Source organism: Desulfuromonas sp. (assembly GCF_002868845.1).
Lineage (GTDB): Bacteria > Desulfobacterota > Desulfuromonadia > Desulfuromonadales > BM501 > BM501.
Genome location: NZ_PKUB01000029.1, coordinates 61,823 through 78,501, shown reverse-complemented (window position 1 = coordinate 78,501; position 16,679 = coordinate 61,823). Strand labels below are relative to the sequence as shown.

Here is a 16,679-nt window from a genome sequence, read left to right as displayed (position 1 = left end):
CTGGGCGGTGGTGGGCACGGTCCTGGCCGTGTACGCGGTCAAGCCGCCGATGATCCCCCTGGAAATGGAGTTTCTCGGGCTGCGCTTCTCCCTGCTGCGTACCCTGTTCACGGTGCTGCTGGCCATTCCCATCGGGCTGGCGGTGGAGGCGGTCATGGAATGGCCGCGGGGCAAGGGGTGATGCGTTAATAATGAGTGGAGGGGAGGCGACCGGGGAGCGGCCTCCTTTTTGGGGGAACCGAAGAGTCTTGGGCCGCGGTGAGGGGACCCTTTAGGCGGTCGGGCACGGGCGGAATTTTTGGACATTGCGGTCAATTTTTGTTGTGGAAAATGCGCTTCGCCGGTATATTCCGCGCCGCGCGTTATAATGAAAGTCTAAGTCCTACGGGGTCGGAGGAGGGCGGCATGGCGGAAAGGGGTCTTGAGCGCAGGAGGGGGGGCGACGCTCCTGCGTTGACCGTGGGTTGGAGGGAATGGGTCGCCCTGCCGGGGTTGGCAATCCCGGCCGTCAAGGCCAAGGTCGATACCGGCGCCCGGACTTCCGCCCTGCACGCCTTCTTCGTGGAGAGTTTCGAGGACGGGGGGGTGAGCATGGTGCGTTTCGGGATCCACCCTCTCCAGAAGCGACTGAGTCCGGAACTTCTCTGCGTGGCACCGGTCAAGGACCGGCGCCTGGTGTCCGATTCGGGCGGGCACCGGGAGTGGCGCTACGTCATCGAAACCCCGATGCGTCTCGGCGGCCGGGAGTGGCCGATTGAAATCACCCTGACCAACCGGGATACCATGCGCTTTCGCATGCTCCTCGGGCGTACCGCCATGGAGGGTCGCCTGCTGGTGGCTCCCGGGGTTTCTTATCTCTGTGGGCGGGGGCTTGCCAAGGCCTACCGCGATACTCCGAAGCGGGGGGACTGATGAAAATTGCCATTCTGTCGCGAAATCCTGAACTCTACTCCACCCGCCGCCTGGTCGAGGCGGGCACCGCCCGCGGCCACGAGATGCTGGTGATCGATCCGCTGCTCTGCTACATGACCATCGCCACCCAGCGCCCTTCCATCCATTACAAGGGCGAGGCCCTGACCGGCATCGACGGCGTCATTCCCCGGATCGGCGCCTCGATCACCTTCTACGGCACCGCGGTGGTGCGCCAGTTCGAGATGATGGGGGTCTACAGCGTCAACGAGTCGGTGGCGATCAGTCGCTCCCGGGACAAACTGCGCTCCCTTCAGTTGCTGGCCCGAAAAGGTATCGGTCTGCCGGTGACCGGTTTCGCCCACTCCACCAAGTTCACCGGGGACCTGATTGATCAGGTCGGCGGCGCGCCTCTGGTTATCAAGCTGCTGGAGGGGACTCAGGGTATCGGCGTTGTGCTGGCCGAGACCCAGAAAGCGGCGGAGAGCGTCATCGAGGCTTTCCGTGGCCTCAAGGCCCATTTCCTGGTCCAGGAATTCATCAAGGAGGCCGGCGGCAGCGACATCCGCTGCCTGGTCATCGGTGACCGGGTGGTGGCCTCCATGATACGCCGGGGCAAGGAGGGGGAGTTCCGCTCCAACATCCATCGGGGGGGGACCGCCGAGGTGGTTCGCCTGACCCCCGAGGAGCGTTCCACCGCGGTGCGGGCGGCGCGCATCATGGGGTTGAACGTTGCCGGTGTGGACATCCTGCGTGCCAACCATGGCCCCGTGGTCATGGAGGTCAACTCCTCCCCCGGCCTGGAGGGGATCGAAAAAGCCACGGAAAAGGACATCGCCGGGAAGATCATCGACTGCATGGAGAAGAACGCCAAGCCGAACCGGACCCGGACCCGGGGCAAGGGGTAGAGCCATGGAGGACACCCTGCGCATCGGGCAAACGGAGGTCGCTCCCGGGGAGAGGGTGACCATCGACCTGCCCATCGCCCGCCTCTATACACACACCGAGATGACCATGCCGGTCCACGTGGTGCGCGGCAGGCGCCCCGGGCCCTGTCTTTTCGTCACCGGCGCCATCCACGGAGACGAGATCGTCGGGACGGAGATCGTCCGCCGCCTGCTCAAGCTCAAGCTGACACGGCAGATCCGCGGAACTTTGATCGCCATCCCCATCGTCAACGTCTACGGCTTCGTCAACCATTCCCGCTACCTTCCAGACCGGCGGGACTTGAACCGGTCCTTTCCCGGCAGCGACAAGGGCTCCCTGGCTTCCCAGCTGGCTCGCCTGCTCATGGACGAGATTGCCTGCCATTGCACCCACGGCATCGATCTTCATGCCGGATCGAACCATCGCAACAACCTGCCCCAGATCCGCGCCTGCCTGGACGACCCGGAGACGGCGCGTCTGGCCAGGAATTTCGGAGCCCCGATCGTTATCGACTCGCGCCTGCGCGACGGCTCGCTGCGCGAGGCTGTGCGGGAGAAGGGGATACCGGTCCTGCTCTACGAGGGGGGCGAGGCGCTGCGCTTCAGCGAACTGGCCATCGGCGTCGGCCTGCGGGGAATCGTCGCCATTATGCGCGACATCGGCCTGCTTCCGGCGCGGCGGCTGGGCAGAACCCCTCCCGAACCCCTCGTGGCCCGGGCGAATTCCTGGGTGCGTGCACCGGTGAGCGGGATCCTGCCCAGGATGGCCGAGCTCGGCACCCGGGTTGCGGCAGGCGATGTGCTGGCCACCATTGCAGACCCCTTTGGCGAGGTGGAGGAGGAGGTGCATTCCACAGTCTCCGGGGTGGTCATCGGGCGCCTCAACCTGCCCATGGTGCATCGGGGGGACGCCCTGTTCAACATCGCCCACCTCGACGCGGCCAAGGCGGAACCGGGAGCTCTGGAGGTTCTTGACACCTACCTGACCCCCGAGGGCGGCGTCAGCGAGGAGGAGCGCCTCTGACCCGGGGCAGCCTACCTGTTTTGGACGGGGCCAGGTCCGGGCGCCATGGCCGTCCCCCGAGCCGAGGGCAATGGACGAGCGCAACCCGACGGGGTCCCAATCGGCTGTCGTCGGAGAACCGGGTTTCCGCTACAATAGAAGGAAAGACCGGTTTCTCCCGGTCAGCTATCGGAGGTGACACCATGCAGCGCAGTGTATCCCTTTTCCCCCTGATCCTGGCCGCTCTCCTGGCCCTTCCTGCCGGCGCGGCGGCTTTCGAGGCGGTCTTCGCCAAGACCGCGGTCGACCGGTTCGAGATCAAGACCCTGCCGCCCTGCCGGGTCCTGGAGACCTCTCTGGACGGCGACTACTTCGAGCGCTCCGGCGCCCTGTTCAAGACTTTGTTCGCCTATATCCGCAGTCACGACGTCTCCATGACCGTCCCCGTGGAAGCGAGCCTGGAGGCCGCGGGGATGCGCTTCTTCCTGGGCAGCGAGGATCGGGAGCGGCCCCTCGCCGAGGAGGAGGGGGTGCGGGTCGTGGAGCTGCCCCGACGGACCGTTGCCAGTCATGGGGTGCGCGGCGGCTATTCGCGGGACAACGTCCTTGAGGCGAAGGGCAGGCTGGAAGCCTGGCTGAAGAAACGCCCTGAATACCGGCCCGAGGGGGAACCCTACGCCGTATTCTGGAACGCTCCCTACGTTCCCTGGTTCCTCAAGCGGTTCGAGGTGCACGTGCCGATAGAAGAGACAGAGGAATAAAAGTCAAAGCCCAACAGAAAGGGGCGGCCGATCGGCCGCCCCTTTCCCTTTCCATACGCTGTGTCCCGCTCAATCGGTCTGCTCCCGGAAATTTTCCAGCAACCCCGCCAGTTTTCCCCGAACCTCCCGGAGCCCCTCGGGGGTGTAGAAAACCGCCGGCGCCCTTCCCCAGACCGGTGCGGGCCAGGCCGGGTCGGAGCGGTAGCGGACCACGTGGTGCAGATGCAACTGGGGCACCACGTTTCCCAGGGCCGCCACGTTCATCTTGTCCGCTCCGAAGGCGGTGGCGAGCCGCTCGGAGAGGTGGCTGGACTCCCACAGCAGTTGGCGCTGGTCATCCGGTGCGAGCTGGTAGATCTCCCGGATTTCCTTTCGCCGGGGAACCAGGATGCACCAGGGGTAGCTGGCATCGTTCATCAGCAGCAACAGCGAAAGGTCAAAGCGGCCGAGAGGGATGGTGTCGTTCTGCAGTCGGGAATCGAGGGTGAACATGGCGGGCTCCTTTGGGCGGCGGGGGAGAATGGCCGTATCTTGCCATAAAGAGGCGGGCGGAGGAATCGTGAAATTTCCATCATCGGGCTCAAGCGCGGCCGAGAAATCCTGCCGCCGATTTTTTTGGCATTGGAAGTGTTCGGAATGATTGAGTGGATTTTCTCCGAAAAATCAAGCACTTTTAATGCTTGCGGTTGTCCGGTTTTGCGATAAAAGAACATCAAGGGCGATTTTCCGGGCCAATAAAAACCGCTTCGGGACGCCACCTGACCTGTTCAGGTTCCCGCCATTTCGAATACGCTAGACGGGAAGGAGTTAGACCATGACATCGATACTCGAAACAATCGGCCAGGCACTGGGGAAGGACGAGGTCCGTTCGATCAGCCGCCAGATCGGAGCGGACGAGAGAGCCACCGCCAACGCCCTGGACACCTCTCTTCCTGCCTTGATCGGGGCCCTTAACCGCAACGCTTCGCAGGGAGGCGGAGCCCAGGACATCTTCAACGCCGTTGCGCGCGACCACGACGGGAGCCTGCTGGACCACCTCGGCGATTTTATCAGCCATTCCCAGGACGGCCCGGGAGAAGGTATTCTCGGCCACCTCTTCGGCAATCGCAGGCCGACCGTGGAGGCCGGTTTGAGTCGGGCCAGCGGCCTGGACGGCGGCACGATGGGGAAACTGCTCTCCATCCTTGCGCCGGTGGTGATGGGAGCGATCGGCAAGGCCCAGCGCTCAAGCCACCTCGATGCGGGGGGCCTCGGCAGGCTCCTCAACGACGAAAGCCGCAAGGTGGAACAAACAAACCCCCAAGCCATGGGCAGCTTGTCGCGGCTTCTGGATGCCGATAACGACGGGGATGTGGATCTCGGCGACCTCACCAGGCACGGTTTCGGCCTGCTGAGCAAGTTGCTGCATTGAATCCGACCCCCCTGAACCACCGAAATCAACCTCAATCCGAACGGGAGGAGACAATGGGACTTTTGGATTTTGTCAAGGATGCCGGTGAAAAGATATTCGAGTTCGCCTCCGGCACCAGCGAGGCGAAAGAGCTGGAAGCGGGTCAGAAACTGACCGACGTCATCACGGGCCTCGGGCTCAGGGCCGACAACCTGGCCATCACGTTCAACAGCGGCATCGCAACGGTCCGGGGGACGGCCCCCACGCAGGAGGAAAAGGAGAAAATCCTCCTCGCCCTCGGAAACACCCGGGGGGTGGCGAAGGTTGACGACCAGCTTCAGGTCAGCAAGAGGGAGCCGGAAGCGACCTTTTACACGGTCACGAGCGGCGATACCCTGTCGAAAATAGCCAAGAACTTTTACGGCGACAGCAACAGGTACATGCTGATTTTCGAGGCCAACAGGCCCATGCTCAAGGACCCGAACAAAATTTATCCGGGGCAGATGTTGCGGATACCTCCGCTGCATTAAGAAAGCCGTGCCGGAAGAGGCGAAGTGTCTGGAGCATGCGCGGCAATGCATGCCTGGAATGGTCCTCCCCGACGGGCAGTCCGGGGATTCTCCTTGACACGGATTTTCCCGCGATGTTAGACTTATCTTTGATAAACGCTGTTCCAGGATAAAAACGAATCTATCGTAAGCCCCGGAATGCACCGGGGCTTTTTTTTGTGGGACCGCAGAAAGAAGGAATTTGATGGAGTTCAACGCATTCGATTTTCACCCCAGCGTGGCGGCCGGCGTCACCGCAGAGGGCTATGTCAGCCCGACACCGATCCAGGCGCAGGCCATCCCCCCCGTGATGGAGGGGCGCGACGTCATGGGCCTGGCTCAGACCGGAACCGGCAAGACCGCCGCTTTCGCGCTGCCGATCCTGCACCGCCTGATGCAAGGGGCGCGAGGCCGGGTCCGCGCCCTGGTCATCGCCCCCACCCGCGAACTGGCGGAGCAGATCAACGAGGCCATTCAGAGCCTGGGCCGGCAGACCCGCACCCGCAGTCTCACCGTCTACGGCGGGGTCGGCGTCAACCCCCAGATTCAAAAGCTGAAGCAGGGCGTTGAGGTCGTCGTGGCCTGCCCTGGGCGGTTGCTCGACCATATCGGCCAGGGGACAATCGATCTCTCGAGCCTGGACGTTCTGGTGCTGGACGAGGCGGACCAGATGTTCGACATGGGCTTTTTCCCGGACATCAGGAGGATTTTGAAGCACCTCCCCCGCGAGCGTCAGACCCTCCTGTTCTCGGCGACCATGCCCAAAGAGATCCGGCACCTGGCCAAGGAGGTCCTTTGCGACCCGGTCACCGTTCATGTCGACACCGTCGCGCCGGCGGTCACCGTCAGCCACGCTCTCTACCCGGTGGAGCAGCACCTCAAGACCCCTCTTCTCCTCGAGTTGCTGCAGCATACGGACACCGAGTCTGTGCTGATCTTCACCCGCACCAAGTACCGCGCCAAGCGCCTCGGAGAGAAGCTGGAGAAATCCGGCTACCGGGCGGCCTCCCTGCAGGGCAACCTTTCCCAGAATAAACGGCAGGCGGCGCTGGACGGTTTCCGCAGCGGGACTTTTCAGATCCTGGTGGCGACCGATATCGCGGCACGGGGCATCGACGTGAGCCAGGTTTCTCACGTGGTCAACTACGACATTCCGAACACGACCGAGGCCTACATCCATCGCATCGGTCGAACCGGTCGCGCGGCCCGCAGCGGCGACGCCTTCACCATGGTTGCCGGCGAGGATTCGGCGATGGTTCGCTCCATCGAGCGTGTCCTTGGCGCCTCCATCGAGCGGCGCACCGTGGACGGTTTCGACTACGGCGTTCCCGCTCCGCGCAAGGACCAGTAGTTCGCTCGCCCGCCGCGTCAGCCGAGAAATGCCCGCAAGACCTCGGGGCCCAAGCAGGACGCTCCGCAGGGCGGTGGCGCCCGGGTCGGCACCTCCGCCGGAAAAGGACCCGGACGGCCGCAGCAGGCGAGCAAGCCGGCACCCGGCGGATCTCCCGCAAGGCGCAACCAGCGGCCTCGCCGGGCCCGTTAGCCTGGGCAGTGTTTCGCGATTCCATGATACGCAAGGGCGGCCGGTCGGCCGCCCTTTTTATGAAGACCGGGAGTACCGGGTCTTTGAGCAGGCCCACTCCGGAGGCACACTATGATCGAAATCGGCCGGATCAATGCCCTGAAGGTTGACCACGTAGACGAAAGCGGGGTCTGGATGGAGGCCGGCGAAGAGCGGGTTCTCCTGCCGAAGAAGGAGGCGGCCGACGGCTGCCGGCCTGGCGACCCGTTGAGCGTCTTCATCACCCGCGATGCGGGGGGGAGGGCGGTGGCGACCCTGCGGCGCCCCAAGGCCCAGGTCGGCGAGTTCGCCCTGCTCCGGGTCAGCGAGGTCACCAAGCACGGCGCCTTCCTCGACTGGGGGCTGGAGAAGGATCTGCTGGTCCCCTACAGCGAACAGCCCGAGCGGATGCGGGCCGGGCGCAGGTATCTCGTCAAGGTCTGCCTTGACAGCCTGGGGCGCGTGGTCGGCACCGCCCGCATCGACCGCTGTCTGGAGACCGAAGAGATCGATCTTCGGGACGGGGACGAGGTCGAGCTGACTCTCTGGCAGTTCACCGACCTCGGGGTCAAGGTGATCGTCAACGACCTCTACGGCGGCCTGGTCTACAAGGACGAAATCCGCAGCGGTCTGAAGCGCGGCGACCGGTTCAGAGGGTACGTCAAGCGCATCCGGGAGGACCGAAAGATCGACGTCGCCCTGCGCAAGGTCGGAGGCGAGGGTGTCGAGGAGGCCAAGACGGCGATCCTGGCCGCGTTGCAGGACGGCGGCTTTCTCCCCCTGCATGACCGCAGTTCGCCCGAAGAGATCCAGCTTCTGCTCGGACAGAGCAAGAAGATGTTCAAGAAGGCGGTCGGCGGTCTTTACAAAGCCGGGGTGGTCGAGTTGACCGGGGATGGGATTCGGTTGAAAAAGGCATAACCCGTCGGCGACGGTCGGATCGTTCAACAGACATTCGAGTTCGGGAAAGGAGAAAGGGCGGCCATCGGGCCGCCCTTTCTCGTGGAGGTCAATTCCGGCGTGGCCTTCCTTTCGGGCGGCGGCCGGCCGGTCGTCCCGGGGGCGGAGTGCCGCGGCCGGGGGGGCGACCCTCTTTTTCGGCCAGCAGTTCGGCGCGGGCGTCTTCGCGTCCGCAGAGGCGAAGCGCTTCATCGACGTCGCGGCGGTTTTCGGGAAGGTGCCAGAGGAGCAGCGCCTTCTGCAGGCGCTTCTCCTTGGCCTGGCGCGGAACGTGGACGGCCTCGCCCGTGAAGGGGTCCCGGCCGGTGTGGTAGATGCAGGTGGCAAGGCTCCCCGGGGTCGGGGTGAACTCCTGCACCTGCTCCACCCTCAGGCGGTGGCGGCGCAGGAAAAGGGCGACCTCGACCATGTCCTCCAGGGCACAGCCGGGATGAGCGCTGATGAAGTAGGGGACAACGGCCTGCCGCCGGCCGAGAGCCATGCTGCGGTCGCGGAAGTCCTTCAGGAAGCGGGCGAACATCTGCGGGCCGGGCTTGCGCATGATGCGGGTCACCCTCTCGCTGCTCGATTCGGGGGCGACCTTGAGCAGGCCTCCCACGTGGTGGCGAAGCAGGTCCTCGAAGTAGTCCGGCTGGTGAGGCAACAGGTCGTAGCGGATGCCCGAGGCGATGAACAGGTGCTTGACCGCAGGGTGCCTGCGTAGGTCGCGCAACAGCCTTGCCGCGCGCCGGTCGGAGGTGCGCAGGTGCCGGCATGTGCTGGGAAAGAGGCAGCTGCCGCGGCGGCAGGCCGCCTGGGCCTCCCGGTCGCCGCAGCCGAGGCCGTACATGTTGGCGGTGGGTCCGCCGACGTCCGAGATCGTGCCGCGGAACTCGGGGTGCCGGCTCAGGCGGTCCACCTCGGCCTGGATCGAGCCCGGGGAGCGGGATTGAATCGTTTTACCCTGATGGTGGGTGATGGCGCAGAAGGCGCAGCCGCCGAAGCATCCCCGGTGGCTGGTAACGGAGAACTTGATCTGCTCAAAGGCGGGTATCGGTTCGTGGTATCCCGGGTGTGGCAGCCTTTGAAACGGCAGGGCGTAGACCCGGTCGAGCTGTGTTTCGCTCAAGGGGGCGGAGGGGCGATTGACCACCACCCAGCGCTGGCCGTGGGCCTGGGCCAGCGGCTTCCCGCAGAAAGGGCTGGCCTGCTCGGCGGCGAGGCGGAAAGCCTGGTTGTAGGCTTCCGGGGCCTCCGCGACCTCCTCGAAGGAGGGGAGAGACAGTGCATCGCCCGGAGCGCTGCGGGCGACAAAGGCTGTCCCCGGCAGGTCGTGAACGTTTCCGATCTCCTCTCCTGCCGCCAGGCGCCGGGAGAGGTCCAGGAGGGCGGTTTCCGCCATGCCGAACACCAGCAGGTCGGCCTTGCTGTCGATCAGAACCGAGCGGCGCACCGCGTCGTCCCAGTAGTCGTAGTGGGCCAGGCGCCGCAGACTCGCCTCGATGCCTCCGATCACCGTCGGCAGCCCTTTGAAGGCTCCCTTGATCGCGGCGGTGTAAGCGATGGTCGCCCGGTTGGGGCGCTTTCCCGCCGCGCCACCCGGGGTGTATGCGTCATTGCGGCGCACCTTGCGCGCGGCGGTGTAATGGCTGACCATCGAGTCCATCGCCCCGGAGGAGATCGCCGCGAAGAGGCGCGGGCGCCCCATGGCCTTGAGCGCCTCGGGGGAGCGCCAGTCCGGCTGCCCAAGAATGCCGACCCGGAACCCTTCGGATTCGAGCAACCGGGCCAGCAACGGAGTGCCGAAGGCCGGGTGGTCGATATAGGCGTCGCCGGTGACGAAAAGGACGTCGAGTTGGTCCCAGCCACGCTGTTCCATCTCCGCGCGACAGGTGGGGAGGAAGTCTTTGTTTTTTTCTGTGGTGTTCAGGGCGACAATCCTTGCATGGGGGGGTACACCGCCTATTGTGGACCAGGGACCAAAGGGAATGCAACTGTCCAGTCTTGCCCGGGGGGCTCAGGAGGTCGGGAAGAACCAAAAAAAGAGGGCGGCCAGTCGGCCGCCCTTGTGTCAGGCATGGTGTCTTCCGGGTTCGTGAGGGATCCGGCCATTATCTCTTGGGCTTGAGGAACTCGACGATGTTATTGACGTTTTGAATTTCATAGGAAATGACGGTGTTCTGGTCTTCCTGGAATTTCTGTCTCTTGGCGATAACGCTTTTGAGTTCGTCGATTTTCTCTATAAGGGACTTGATCTCTTTATCGTTCGCATAAATGATCTTTTCGGTTGTCTGGGTCGAGTCTCCTCCGACATTCTTCAGGGTCTCGATCCTCTTGAAGGCGTCGTTCAAAAGGTCTTCTTTTGAAATGCCGGAAACCTCCAGGATGTTCAGCACGGACTGCCTCTTGATGTCTACGGGCAGATTCTCCGGAAGTGCGTTCAGGTAGATTTCGGCCATGAAAATCGTTTTTTTGGCGTCACTCTCCAGTCGTGCATTTCTGTATATTTCTTCTATCGTTAAAGGCTTGTCGCTATCGATCGTTTCTGCCGGGAGGGGTTTTTCCGCGGGGAGAGGTTTTTCCACAGGCACGGCCATGCTTTCCTTGGGTTTTTCGGGCTCTGAAGTGGCTTGCTCGGTTTTGTTCCAATCGGCGACGGGAGCCTTCTCTTCAGGTTTGCTTCCGCTGTCTGCCATGAGAGCCTCGTTGATTTCATTGATGTCGAGCTCTTTTTTATCCGTGGGGCTGTCCTGGTTTTCCATTGCCTTCTCGGTCAATTTCAATCTGTCTAAAAGGGATTTTTTAGCTGCCACGGCAAGAGACCTCCTGGGATTTAAAATTTAATAAATTCTTAATCGCTAAACGGTCATTCAAGACCAGTCAGTCGTATCGAATTGATGCAGGGCATGCGGTCGCCTATTATCAATCAATACGGCATTTGTTTCAAGCGACTTGTCTTGAAGAAATTCTTGTTGTTAGAAATCCAGCCGGAGTGTGCGCACCGGCTGGATTTTTTGGATCGGAGTCTCCGCCTTTTTTCTCGGCCGAATAATATGTGCCGGTCGGGTGTCTTTTTTCCGACCCGTTGCCGTCTCTTTAAAAGGAATAAAAGGGCTGATCTTTTCTGGCAGCTTGTGGTCAGAGTGCACGAAGGTGCTTTGCCGAGAGGATGCGCCAATGGGCGTTCGGAAAGGACAAGAAATGCGTTCCCGGGCATGGCGCTTAACGACGCCCGAATCAGCCGCCCGCGGCTGGTACAGTGCCTCGACATTCCATTAGCACGATTTATCGGCGGTTGTCAACCATCAACGCCGGTTGTGGTCGGCTGAAATGCCTCATGGCGCCGGGGCGAAGAGCCTCTTCGGGCTATGTCGTGGCGCTGTTCGGGCGTGATCTGCCGTACGAGGTCCAGGGTGTTTTTTAACGCCCCTTCGGAAAGAGTGTGTCGCGCTGCGGAAGGGGTCTCTCGGGTGACTGCAGTCACCATGCACGCCATGGGCGAATGTTCCAAGCGCTCGCCGGAAATCCCCTGCCTGCCGGGAGTGCTCTTCGGGGTGGTTTGCGGCGGGGGGCCCGGCGGGGCAACTGGGCACCGCGAGGGGGGCGAATGAGGGAGGCGGAAGCCGCCCGCTGTCCGGGCAGCCTTTGGGGGGGGGACGATGTGCCGAGCCCGCCGAGGGGGGGCGTCGCAGACCCTTTTTTTTGCCGGGCGTGGTTCGTCCCTATTGCATTGCGGCGAGTTTGCGGTCCTTTTCGGTCCAGATCCCGCTCACCCAGCGCTGCAGCTGCGAGCGGAAGGGGGCGTCGCTGGTGTAGTCGCGGCCGAGGAGCTCGGTAGGGATGGGCACCTTTTCGATAGTTACCCTGATTTGGCCCGTCCGGCCGCACAGGAAATCCCAGAAGGTCGGAACGGGACCTCCGTAGCTGATGGTGATGTCGATCAGGGTGCGCATGTTCTGGCCCATGTGGCTCAGGACGAAGCCGGTGCCCGCCGTCCGCGGCTTGAGCAGGTGCCGGAAGGGGGGGCGCTGGCTCTTGTGCTTGGCCGGGGAGAAGCGGGTGCCTTCCATGAAGTTGAATATGGCGACCGGAATGTCGCGGAACTTTTCACAGGCCTGGCGGGTGGTCTCCAGGTCCTTGCCGATCTTTTCCGGATGCTTTTTCAGGTAGGCCCTGGTGTAGCGTTTCATGAAGGGGAAGTCGAGGGCCCACCAGCACATGCCGAGGACCGGCACCCAGATCAGCTCCTGCTTGAGGAAGAACTTCATCTGCGGAATGCGCCGGTTGAGCAGGTGCTGGGCGATGAAGATGTCGGCCCAGGACTGATGGTTGCAGGTGACAAGGTACCAGTCGTCCCGGCTCAACCCTTCCGGGCTCTGCACCTTCCAGTCCAGATCCTGGGTCAGCCTCATCCACCCGCTGTTGAGGGCGATCCAGATTTCGGAAATCTTGTTGAGGGCACGGCCGCAGAAGCGTCGCCAGGGCCTGAAGGGGACCAGGAACTTGAGCAGGGCGAGCAGGAACAGGGGCAGGCTGACCAGCGCGGTGTTCAGCCCCACCAGGAAGATGGAGATGCAGCCGCGCAGCGTGGGAGGAAGAAAGGTCAGCATGGTGCAGGCATGGGCCTCCGTGCAGGAATGAGGAGAATCGGCTCTCGCCGCCTTCGATGGACCACCCTGTTTACAACAGCCCCCGGCGCCTGTCAAATCTAAAGTTGGCCCGGAACGCTTTCCCTGGCGGCCCCGCTCTCTGCCGGGGCGAAGCGGGTCGGGCTCGAAAAAACGCATGCTGGATCACGAAGGGCGATTGACAGGCCCTGTCGCGGCGGCTACATTCCCGGCATGGACGCACTGCTCGCCAGCCACGGCTACCCCGCCCTGTTTCTGCTCAGTTTTTTGGCCGCCACCCTCCTTCCGCTGGGGGCCGAATGGATGTTGGCCGCGCTCCTGCTCGAGGGGTTCGACCCGGCCCTGAGCGTCGGGTTGGCCACTCTGGGCAATACCCTGGGCGCCCTGGTTACCTACGGTGTCGGTCTTTGGGGCGGTCCCGTGCTGATCGAAAAGATACTGCGCATCGACGCGCCCGCCCGGGAGAGTGCCGAGAGGTTTTACGGCCGATACGGCACCTGGTCTCTGCTTTTCTCCTGGCTTCCGATCATCGGCGATCCTCTTTGCCTGGCCGGCGGAGTGCTCCGGGTCGGTTTCGGCCGATTCCTCGTGCTCGTCGCGGTCGGCAAGCTGGCCCGGTTCGCCGCTGTCGCCCTTCTCGTTCTGAAGGGCGGCCGGATTTTCGCCTGATACGGGGGACTGGCCTTTCTCCGGTCGATTGTTGCCCGGGGCGCTTGTCCCGGTCGTGGCGCCAGGAAAGGGGAGGTGGGGTGCCTCGCCGGGCCGGTATCCCGGCGATGTCTGTTTTGAGCGCTTGACGCTTGAGCCTAGAACGTCGGTATGATTTTTATGAGTGCGTCCTGCAACGCCCTGTTGGTGTGAAAGATTTTGCCTTTGTATCCGGCGAAAGAGTTGCTATACTCCTACAAAACAATGTTTTGAAGGAGTTTTCGTGACCATAACCCCCCCCGGGGAAGACCTGTTCGATCAGCCGCCCATGGAGCCGATGGAGTTGTTCGGCCGAGTGCGCTCTCTGACCGAGAGTTCGGGCTTTTCGGGGGTTCTTCCGGCCGTCTGGCAATGTTCCGACGAGAGTCAGGGCCTGAAAAAGGCGCTCTTCGGCTACGTCTTCGATACTCCGGTATTCAACCTCGGCCGCGTCGGGGCAATCCTCGATCCGAATCGGTTGGAGCCGGCCAGCCACCACGGCAAAGACCTGGTCATCCTGGGCGGCAGCCATATCGGCGGCCGAGAGATTGACGGCTTCGGGTGCATCGAACGGGCCCACGGCAAAGTCGCTCCCTGTTGCGGGATGCTGGCCAAGGTCCTGAAGGAGTATCTCGGACTCTACCGGCGGGCCGCATCCCTGATCACCCTTCGCAAAAGAGGCGGCGGCACCTGTATCACCATTCCCTATCCCTACCTGCTTCGCAAGCCTGCCGCCGCGCAGCCCCGCCTCGACCTGCGGCTCGCGGTCCTGGTCGAAGGAAGCGCCCTGGAGGAGGGGGGGCAGGGGAAGACTTATCGCCTCCACCCCGGCCTTGCCGCAAGGTTCGAACCCCGTTTGGGGAGCCTTGGCGAGGCGCCGGTGCCGATCGGCCGGTTGTTCCAGGGCGACCTCTTCCGTTTTGTCAAAAAGCGGGACCCCGACTCTCTCGATCCGTCGTCGGAGGTTGAGAACTCCCTCTTTGACTTCCTTCCCGAAGTGGTCTCCAGCCGTCACCCCCACCGGCGCCTGGCCGACATGAATACATGGTGGCAGTTTCACCGCCTTGTCTATTATCTGACCAACCGCTTCGACGGTGAGGACCGCAACCTGCTCGTACTCGCCGGCCTGACCATCGACGATTCGATCCGTCGCAACCGCTTCGTCCCCCAGTTCGGGTTCCTGATGCCAAACGGGTCTGCGATCGACGCCCGCTTCTATGGGCCGCAGGAGGTCAACGCCCTGCTGCTCGGTCAGAAGGTCATCCGTCCGACAAAGAGCTTTCTCGATTACGCCGGCGTGGAAGAAGGGGCGGCAGGGGGAGGCGTGCTTTCCGTCGTCGAGGGGTAAAGGGGCGTGGCCGAACGCGCATCGACCGTTTGCCCGACCCGGCGCCAAGCCTGAGACCTTTTTTGAGACGCAAGCTCGCTTGACCCGATCCGTCGGCCCCCCAGGGAACCGTTCCGCGCTTCGCCCGTGGAGCCACGGCCCGGCGTGCCGATTCGGCCTCCCTCCGAATTCCCTCCGCATTTTTGACCCAACTCAAGGTGCCCCGCCGCCTTTTCCTTCATGATCGAAGAAAAAGAACCGACATTTGGGGAGGATGACGATGTCTTCGACGGAAATGATCGTGACGCTGCTGATTTGGGGTTTGACCGCCGCGGGGGCTTTTTTCGGTCTGCGGGGGGCATGGCGCAGGAGAAGGGAGAGGGCCGGGAGGCGCCCGGAGTCCTCCTGAGCCGCGCTCCGGGGGTCCCCGGGGACGGGAGTGCTCGATATCGAAAAAGGGGGGGAGGGCTGGAAGCGGCCCTCCCCCTCTTTTGCTCTCTTGTCTCTTTTTACGCGGCTTTGTGGGCGGTCATGAGCGCCTCGTACGAGGCGTTGATCTCGGCCAGTTTGTCGTTGGCTAACTTGATGAACTCGGGCGGCAGTCCCTTGCCCTCGATCTTGTCGGGGTGGAACTCGCTGGCCTTTTTGCGATAGGCCTTCTTGATCGCCGCGACGTCAGCCTCTTCACTGACCCCGAGGGCCTCGAAGTGCTTGGCCAGGCCGACCCGCGTCGGGCTTGCGCTGCCGACGAAGCGATCGCGCAGCGACTGGTAGATGGAGTCGTGGAGGCGGAAGGCCTCCTTGGCGGACAGGAGCATCTGCTCTTCGCCGGGGTGCAGCTGACCGTCGGCCATGGCGACCTCGAAGAGAAAGCTCATCATGAAGCTGCACATCTGCTGGTCCTGGCCGAAGAGGGAGCCGAACTCCCGGGCGTAGGCCTCGAAGGGTTCGGGACTGCTCTTTGCCTGATTGAACACGCTGAGGGCGTAGCTCAGGGTCTGTCCGTCCAGCCGAAGGGCATCGCGGGAGATCCGCTTGAGCGCGTCGATTTCGTCTTCGCAGACCCGCCCGTCGGCCTGGGCCAGTTTGCCGACCATGGAGAAGGCGGCGGTAAAGAAGAGGGCCTGGCGACGCTGCGCCTCGGAAAACCCGACCCGTCCCGCGCCAGCGGAAACCTTCTGCCCTCCGCCGATGTTGGAGCCGATCGCCGCGCCGATAATTGCCCCGAAGGGCCCGCCGAGCATGGCGCCGATGCCGCCGCCGATAATGCCTGAAAGCCAACTCATGTTTTGTCCTCGTTCCGGTTGGGGAGTGTGAATGCTCGTCTGTTTATAACACGGAGGATGATGAAAATGAAGGAGGTCCTGCCAGTGGGGCTGCCGACCGCGCTGGCCAGGGAGCGGCCTCGAACCGATTTTTTGCTGGACTGGCGGGTGCCGTCCCCTTTACCATGCCTCCTGAACGAAAAATCGGCCGGCTGTAAAATCACATTCCAAACGGAAGGGTAACTTCAATGGCACAGGCAAAGAAGGGCGACCGGGTCAAAATCAACTTCACCGGGAAACTCGAAGACGGAACGGTTTTTGACACCACTCTGGAGGACGAGTGCGGTTGTTACGATTGCGGCTGCGAAGAGGGGCCCATGGAGTTTACCCTCGGCGAGGAGGAGTTTTTCGCCCAGGTCGAAGATGCTCTTGTCGGCATGGCGCCGGGCGAGAAGAAGGCGGTCACCGTCCCTGCGGCAGATGCCTTTGGCGAGCACGACGAGGGAGCGGTCTTTTCCGTTGACTGTGACCAGATCCCCGGTGATCTCAAGCCCGAGGTCGACCAGGAACTCGAGCTGACAGGCGAAGACGACGAGAGTTTCGTGGTGACCGTGGTCGAGGTGACCGACGAGCAGGTTACTTTCGATGCCAATCATCCCCTCGCCGGTGAAGACCTCAAATACGAAATCGAACTGCTGGAGATCCTTTAGCCCGAAGGCAGAAGACCGCTTGCCG

16 protein-coding genes and 2 pseudogenes are annotated in these 16,679 nt (G+C 62.9%); 13 read left to right on the top strand and 5 right to left on the bottom strand.

Annotation, left to right across the window (positions count from 1 at the left end; all coding sequences use genetic code 11):
• The 5 genes and pseudogenes from C0617_RS09305 to C0617_RS09285 all read left to right on the top strand — a co-directional run.
• A pseudogene (locus C0617_RS09305) lies at positions 1-181 on the top strand (hypothetical protein); the annotation flags it as partial.
• A gap of 224 nt (positions 182-405) precedes the next feature.
• A complete protein-coding gene (locus C0617_RS09300; protein ID WP_291316742.1) occupies positions 406-912 on the top strand; it encodes a RimK/LysX family protein in 507 nt (168 codons plus the stop codon).
• The gene (gene rimK / locus C0617_RS09295) at positions 912-1,817 is read left to right on the top strand and encodes a 30S ribosomal protein S6--L-glutamate ligase (RefSeq protein WP_291316741.1); all 906 of its coding nucleotides are present in this window, start codon (positions 912-914) and stop codon (positions 1,815-1,817) included. The genes C0617_RS09300 and rimK overlap by 1 nt, the downstream gene beginning before the upstream one ends.
• Before the next feature lie 4 nt (positions 1,818-1,821).
• Positions 1,822-2,859 carry a succinylglutamate desuccinylase/aspartoacylase family protein gene (locus tag C0617_RS09290; protein WP_291316740.1) on the top strand — a complete coding sequence of 346 codons (1,038 nt, stop codon included), beginning with the start codon at positions 1,822-1,824 and terminating at the stop codon, positions 2,857-2,859.
• A 182-nt stretch (positions 2,860-3,041) separates the two neighbouring features.
• Complete coding sequence (locus C0617_RS09285) at positions 3,042-3,599, top strand: heme-binding protein (protein WP_291316739.1); 558 nt, start codon at positions 3,042-3,044, stop codon at positions 3,597-3,599.
• A 69-nt stretch (positions 3,600-3,668) separates the two neighbouring features.
• Here the strand turns inward: C0617_RS09285 and C0617_RS09280 are convergent, their stop codons facing one another.
• A complete protein-coding gene (locus C0617_RS09280; protein ID WP_291316738.1) occupies positions 3,669-4,091 on the bottom strand; it encodes an HIT domain-containing protein in 423 nt (140 codons plus the stop codon).
• A 322-nt stretch (positions 4,092-4,413) separates the two neighbouring features.
• Here C0617_RS09280 and C0617_RS09275 point away from each other — a divergent pair, with 322 nt between their 5' ends.
• The 4 genes and pseudogenes from C0617_RS09275 to C0617_RS09260 all read left to right on the top strand — a co-directional run bounded on the left by C0617_RS09275 (position 4,414) and on the right by C0617_RS09260 (position 8,019).
• Entirely contained in the window at positions 4,414-5,010 is a 597-nt protein-coding gene (locus C0617_RS09275) for a DUF937 domain-containing protein (RefSeq protein ID WP_291316737.1), read from the top strand.
• A 53-nt stretch (positions 5,011-5,063) separates the two neighbouring features.
• Entirely contained in the window at positions 5,064-5,519 is a 456-nt protein-coding gene (gene lysM / locus C0617_RS09270; RefSeq protein ID WP_291316736.1) for a peptidoglycan-binding protein LysM, read from the top strand.
• 223 nt (positions 5,520-5,742) lie between these two features.
• Positions 5,743-6,885, top strand: a pseudogene (locus C0617_RS09265) (DEAD/DEAH box helicase); the annotation flags it as partial.
• A gap of 306 nt (positions 6,886-7,191) precedes the next feature.
• Complete coding sequence (locus C0617_RS09260; protein WP_291316734.1) at positions 7,192-8,019, top strand: S1-like domain-containing RNA-binding protein; 828 nt, start codon at positions 7,192-7,194, stop codon at positions 8,017-8,019.
• 88 nt (positions 8,020-8,107) lie between these two features.
• Here C0617_RS09260 and C0617_RS09255 read toward each other — a convergent pair whose 3' ends face one another.
• Together C0617_RS09255 and C0617_RS09250 are read right to left on the bottom strand one after the other, a co-directional pair.
• Positions 8,108-9,967, bottom strand: a complete 1,860-nt coding sequence (locus C0617_RS09255) for a YgiQ family radical SAM protein (RefSeq protein ID WP_291316766.1) — start codon at positions 9,965-9,967, stop codon at positions 8,108-8,110.
• Between the two features lie 181 nt (positions 9,968-10,148).
• Complete coding sequence (locus tag C0617_RS09250; RefSeq protein WP_291316733.1) at positions 10,149-10,850, bottom strand: hypothetical protein; 702 nt, start codon at positions 10,848-10,850, stop codon at positions 10,149-10,151.
• 657 nt (positions 10,851-11,507) lie between these two features.
• Here C0617_RS09250 and C0617_RS09245 point away from each other — a divergent pair.
• Positions 11,508-11,648 (top strand): hypothetical protein, encoded by a 141-nt coding sequence (locus C0617_RS09245; RefSeq protein ID WP_291316732.1) that lies wholly within the window; start codon positions 11,508-11,510, stop codon positions 11,646-11,648.
• A 111-nt stretch (positions 11,649-11,759) separates the two neighbouring features.
• Here the strand turns inward: C0617_RS09245 and C0617_RS09240 are convergent, their stop codons facing one another.
• On the bottom strand, positions 11,760-12,647 hold the full coding sequence (locus tag C0617_RS09240; protein ID WP_291316731.1) for an acyltransferase: 888 nt from the start codon (positions 12,645-12,647) through the stop codon (positions 11,760-11,762).
• A gap of 231 nt (positions 12,648-12,878) precedes the next feature.
• Between C0617_RS09240 and C0617_RS09235 the strand changes: the two genes are divergently transcribed.
• Together C0617_RS09235 and C0617_RS09230 are read left to right on the top strand one after the other, a co-directional pair.
• Complete coding sequence (locus C0617_RS09235) at positions 12,879-13,334, top strand: YqaA family protein (RefSeq protein ID WP_291316730.1); 456 nt, start codon at positions 12,879-12,881, stop codon at positions 13,332-13,334.
• Between the two features lie 262 nt (positions 13,335-13,596).
• Positions 13,597-14,700, top strand: a complete 1,104-nt coding sequence (locus C0617_RS09230; RefSeq protein WP_291316729.1) for a hypothetical protein — start codon at positions 13,597-13,599, stop codon at positions 14,698-14,700.
• 488 nt (positions 14,701-15,188) lie between these two features.
• Here the strand turns inward: C0617_RS09230 and djlA are convergent, their stop codons facing one another.
• Positions 15,189-15,965: a co-chaperone DjlA gene (gene djlA / locus C0617_RS09225; RefSeq protein WP_291316728.1), complete on the bottom strand. Its 777-nt coding sequence runs from the start codon at positions 15,963-15,965 to the stop codon at positions 15,189-15,191.
• A 227-nt stretch (positions 15,966-16,192) separates the two neighbouring features.
• Between djlA and C0617_RS09220 the strand changes: the two genes are divergently transcribed.
• Positions 16,193-16,654, top strand: a complete 462-nt coding sequence (locus C0617_RS09220; protein ID WP_291316727.1) for an FKBP-type peptidyl-prolyl cis-trans isomerase — start codon at positions 16,193-16,195, stop codon at positions 16,652-16,654.
• Positions 16,655-16,679: the final 25 nt, after the last annotated feature.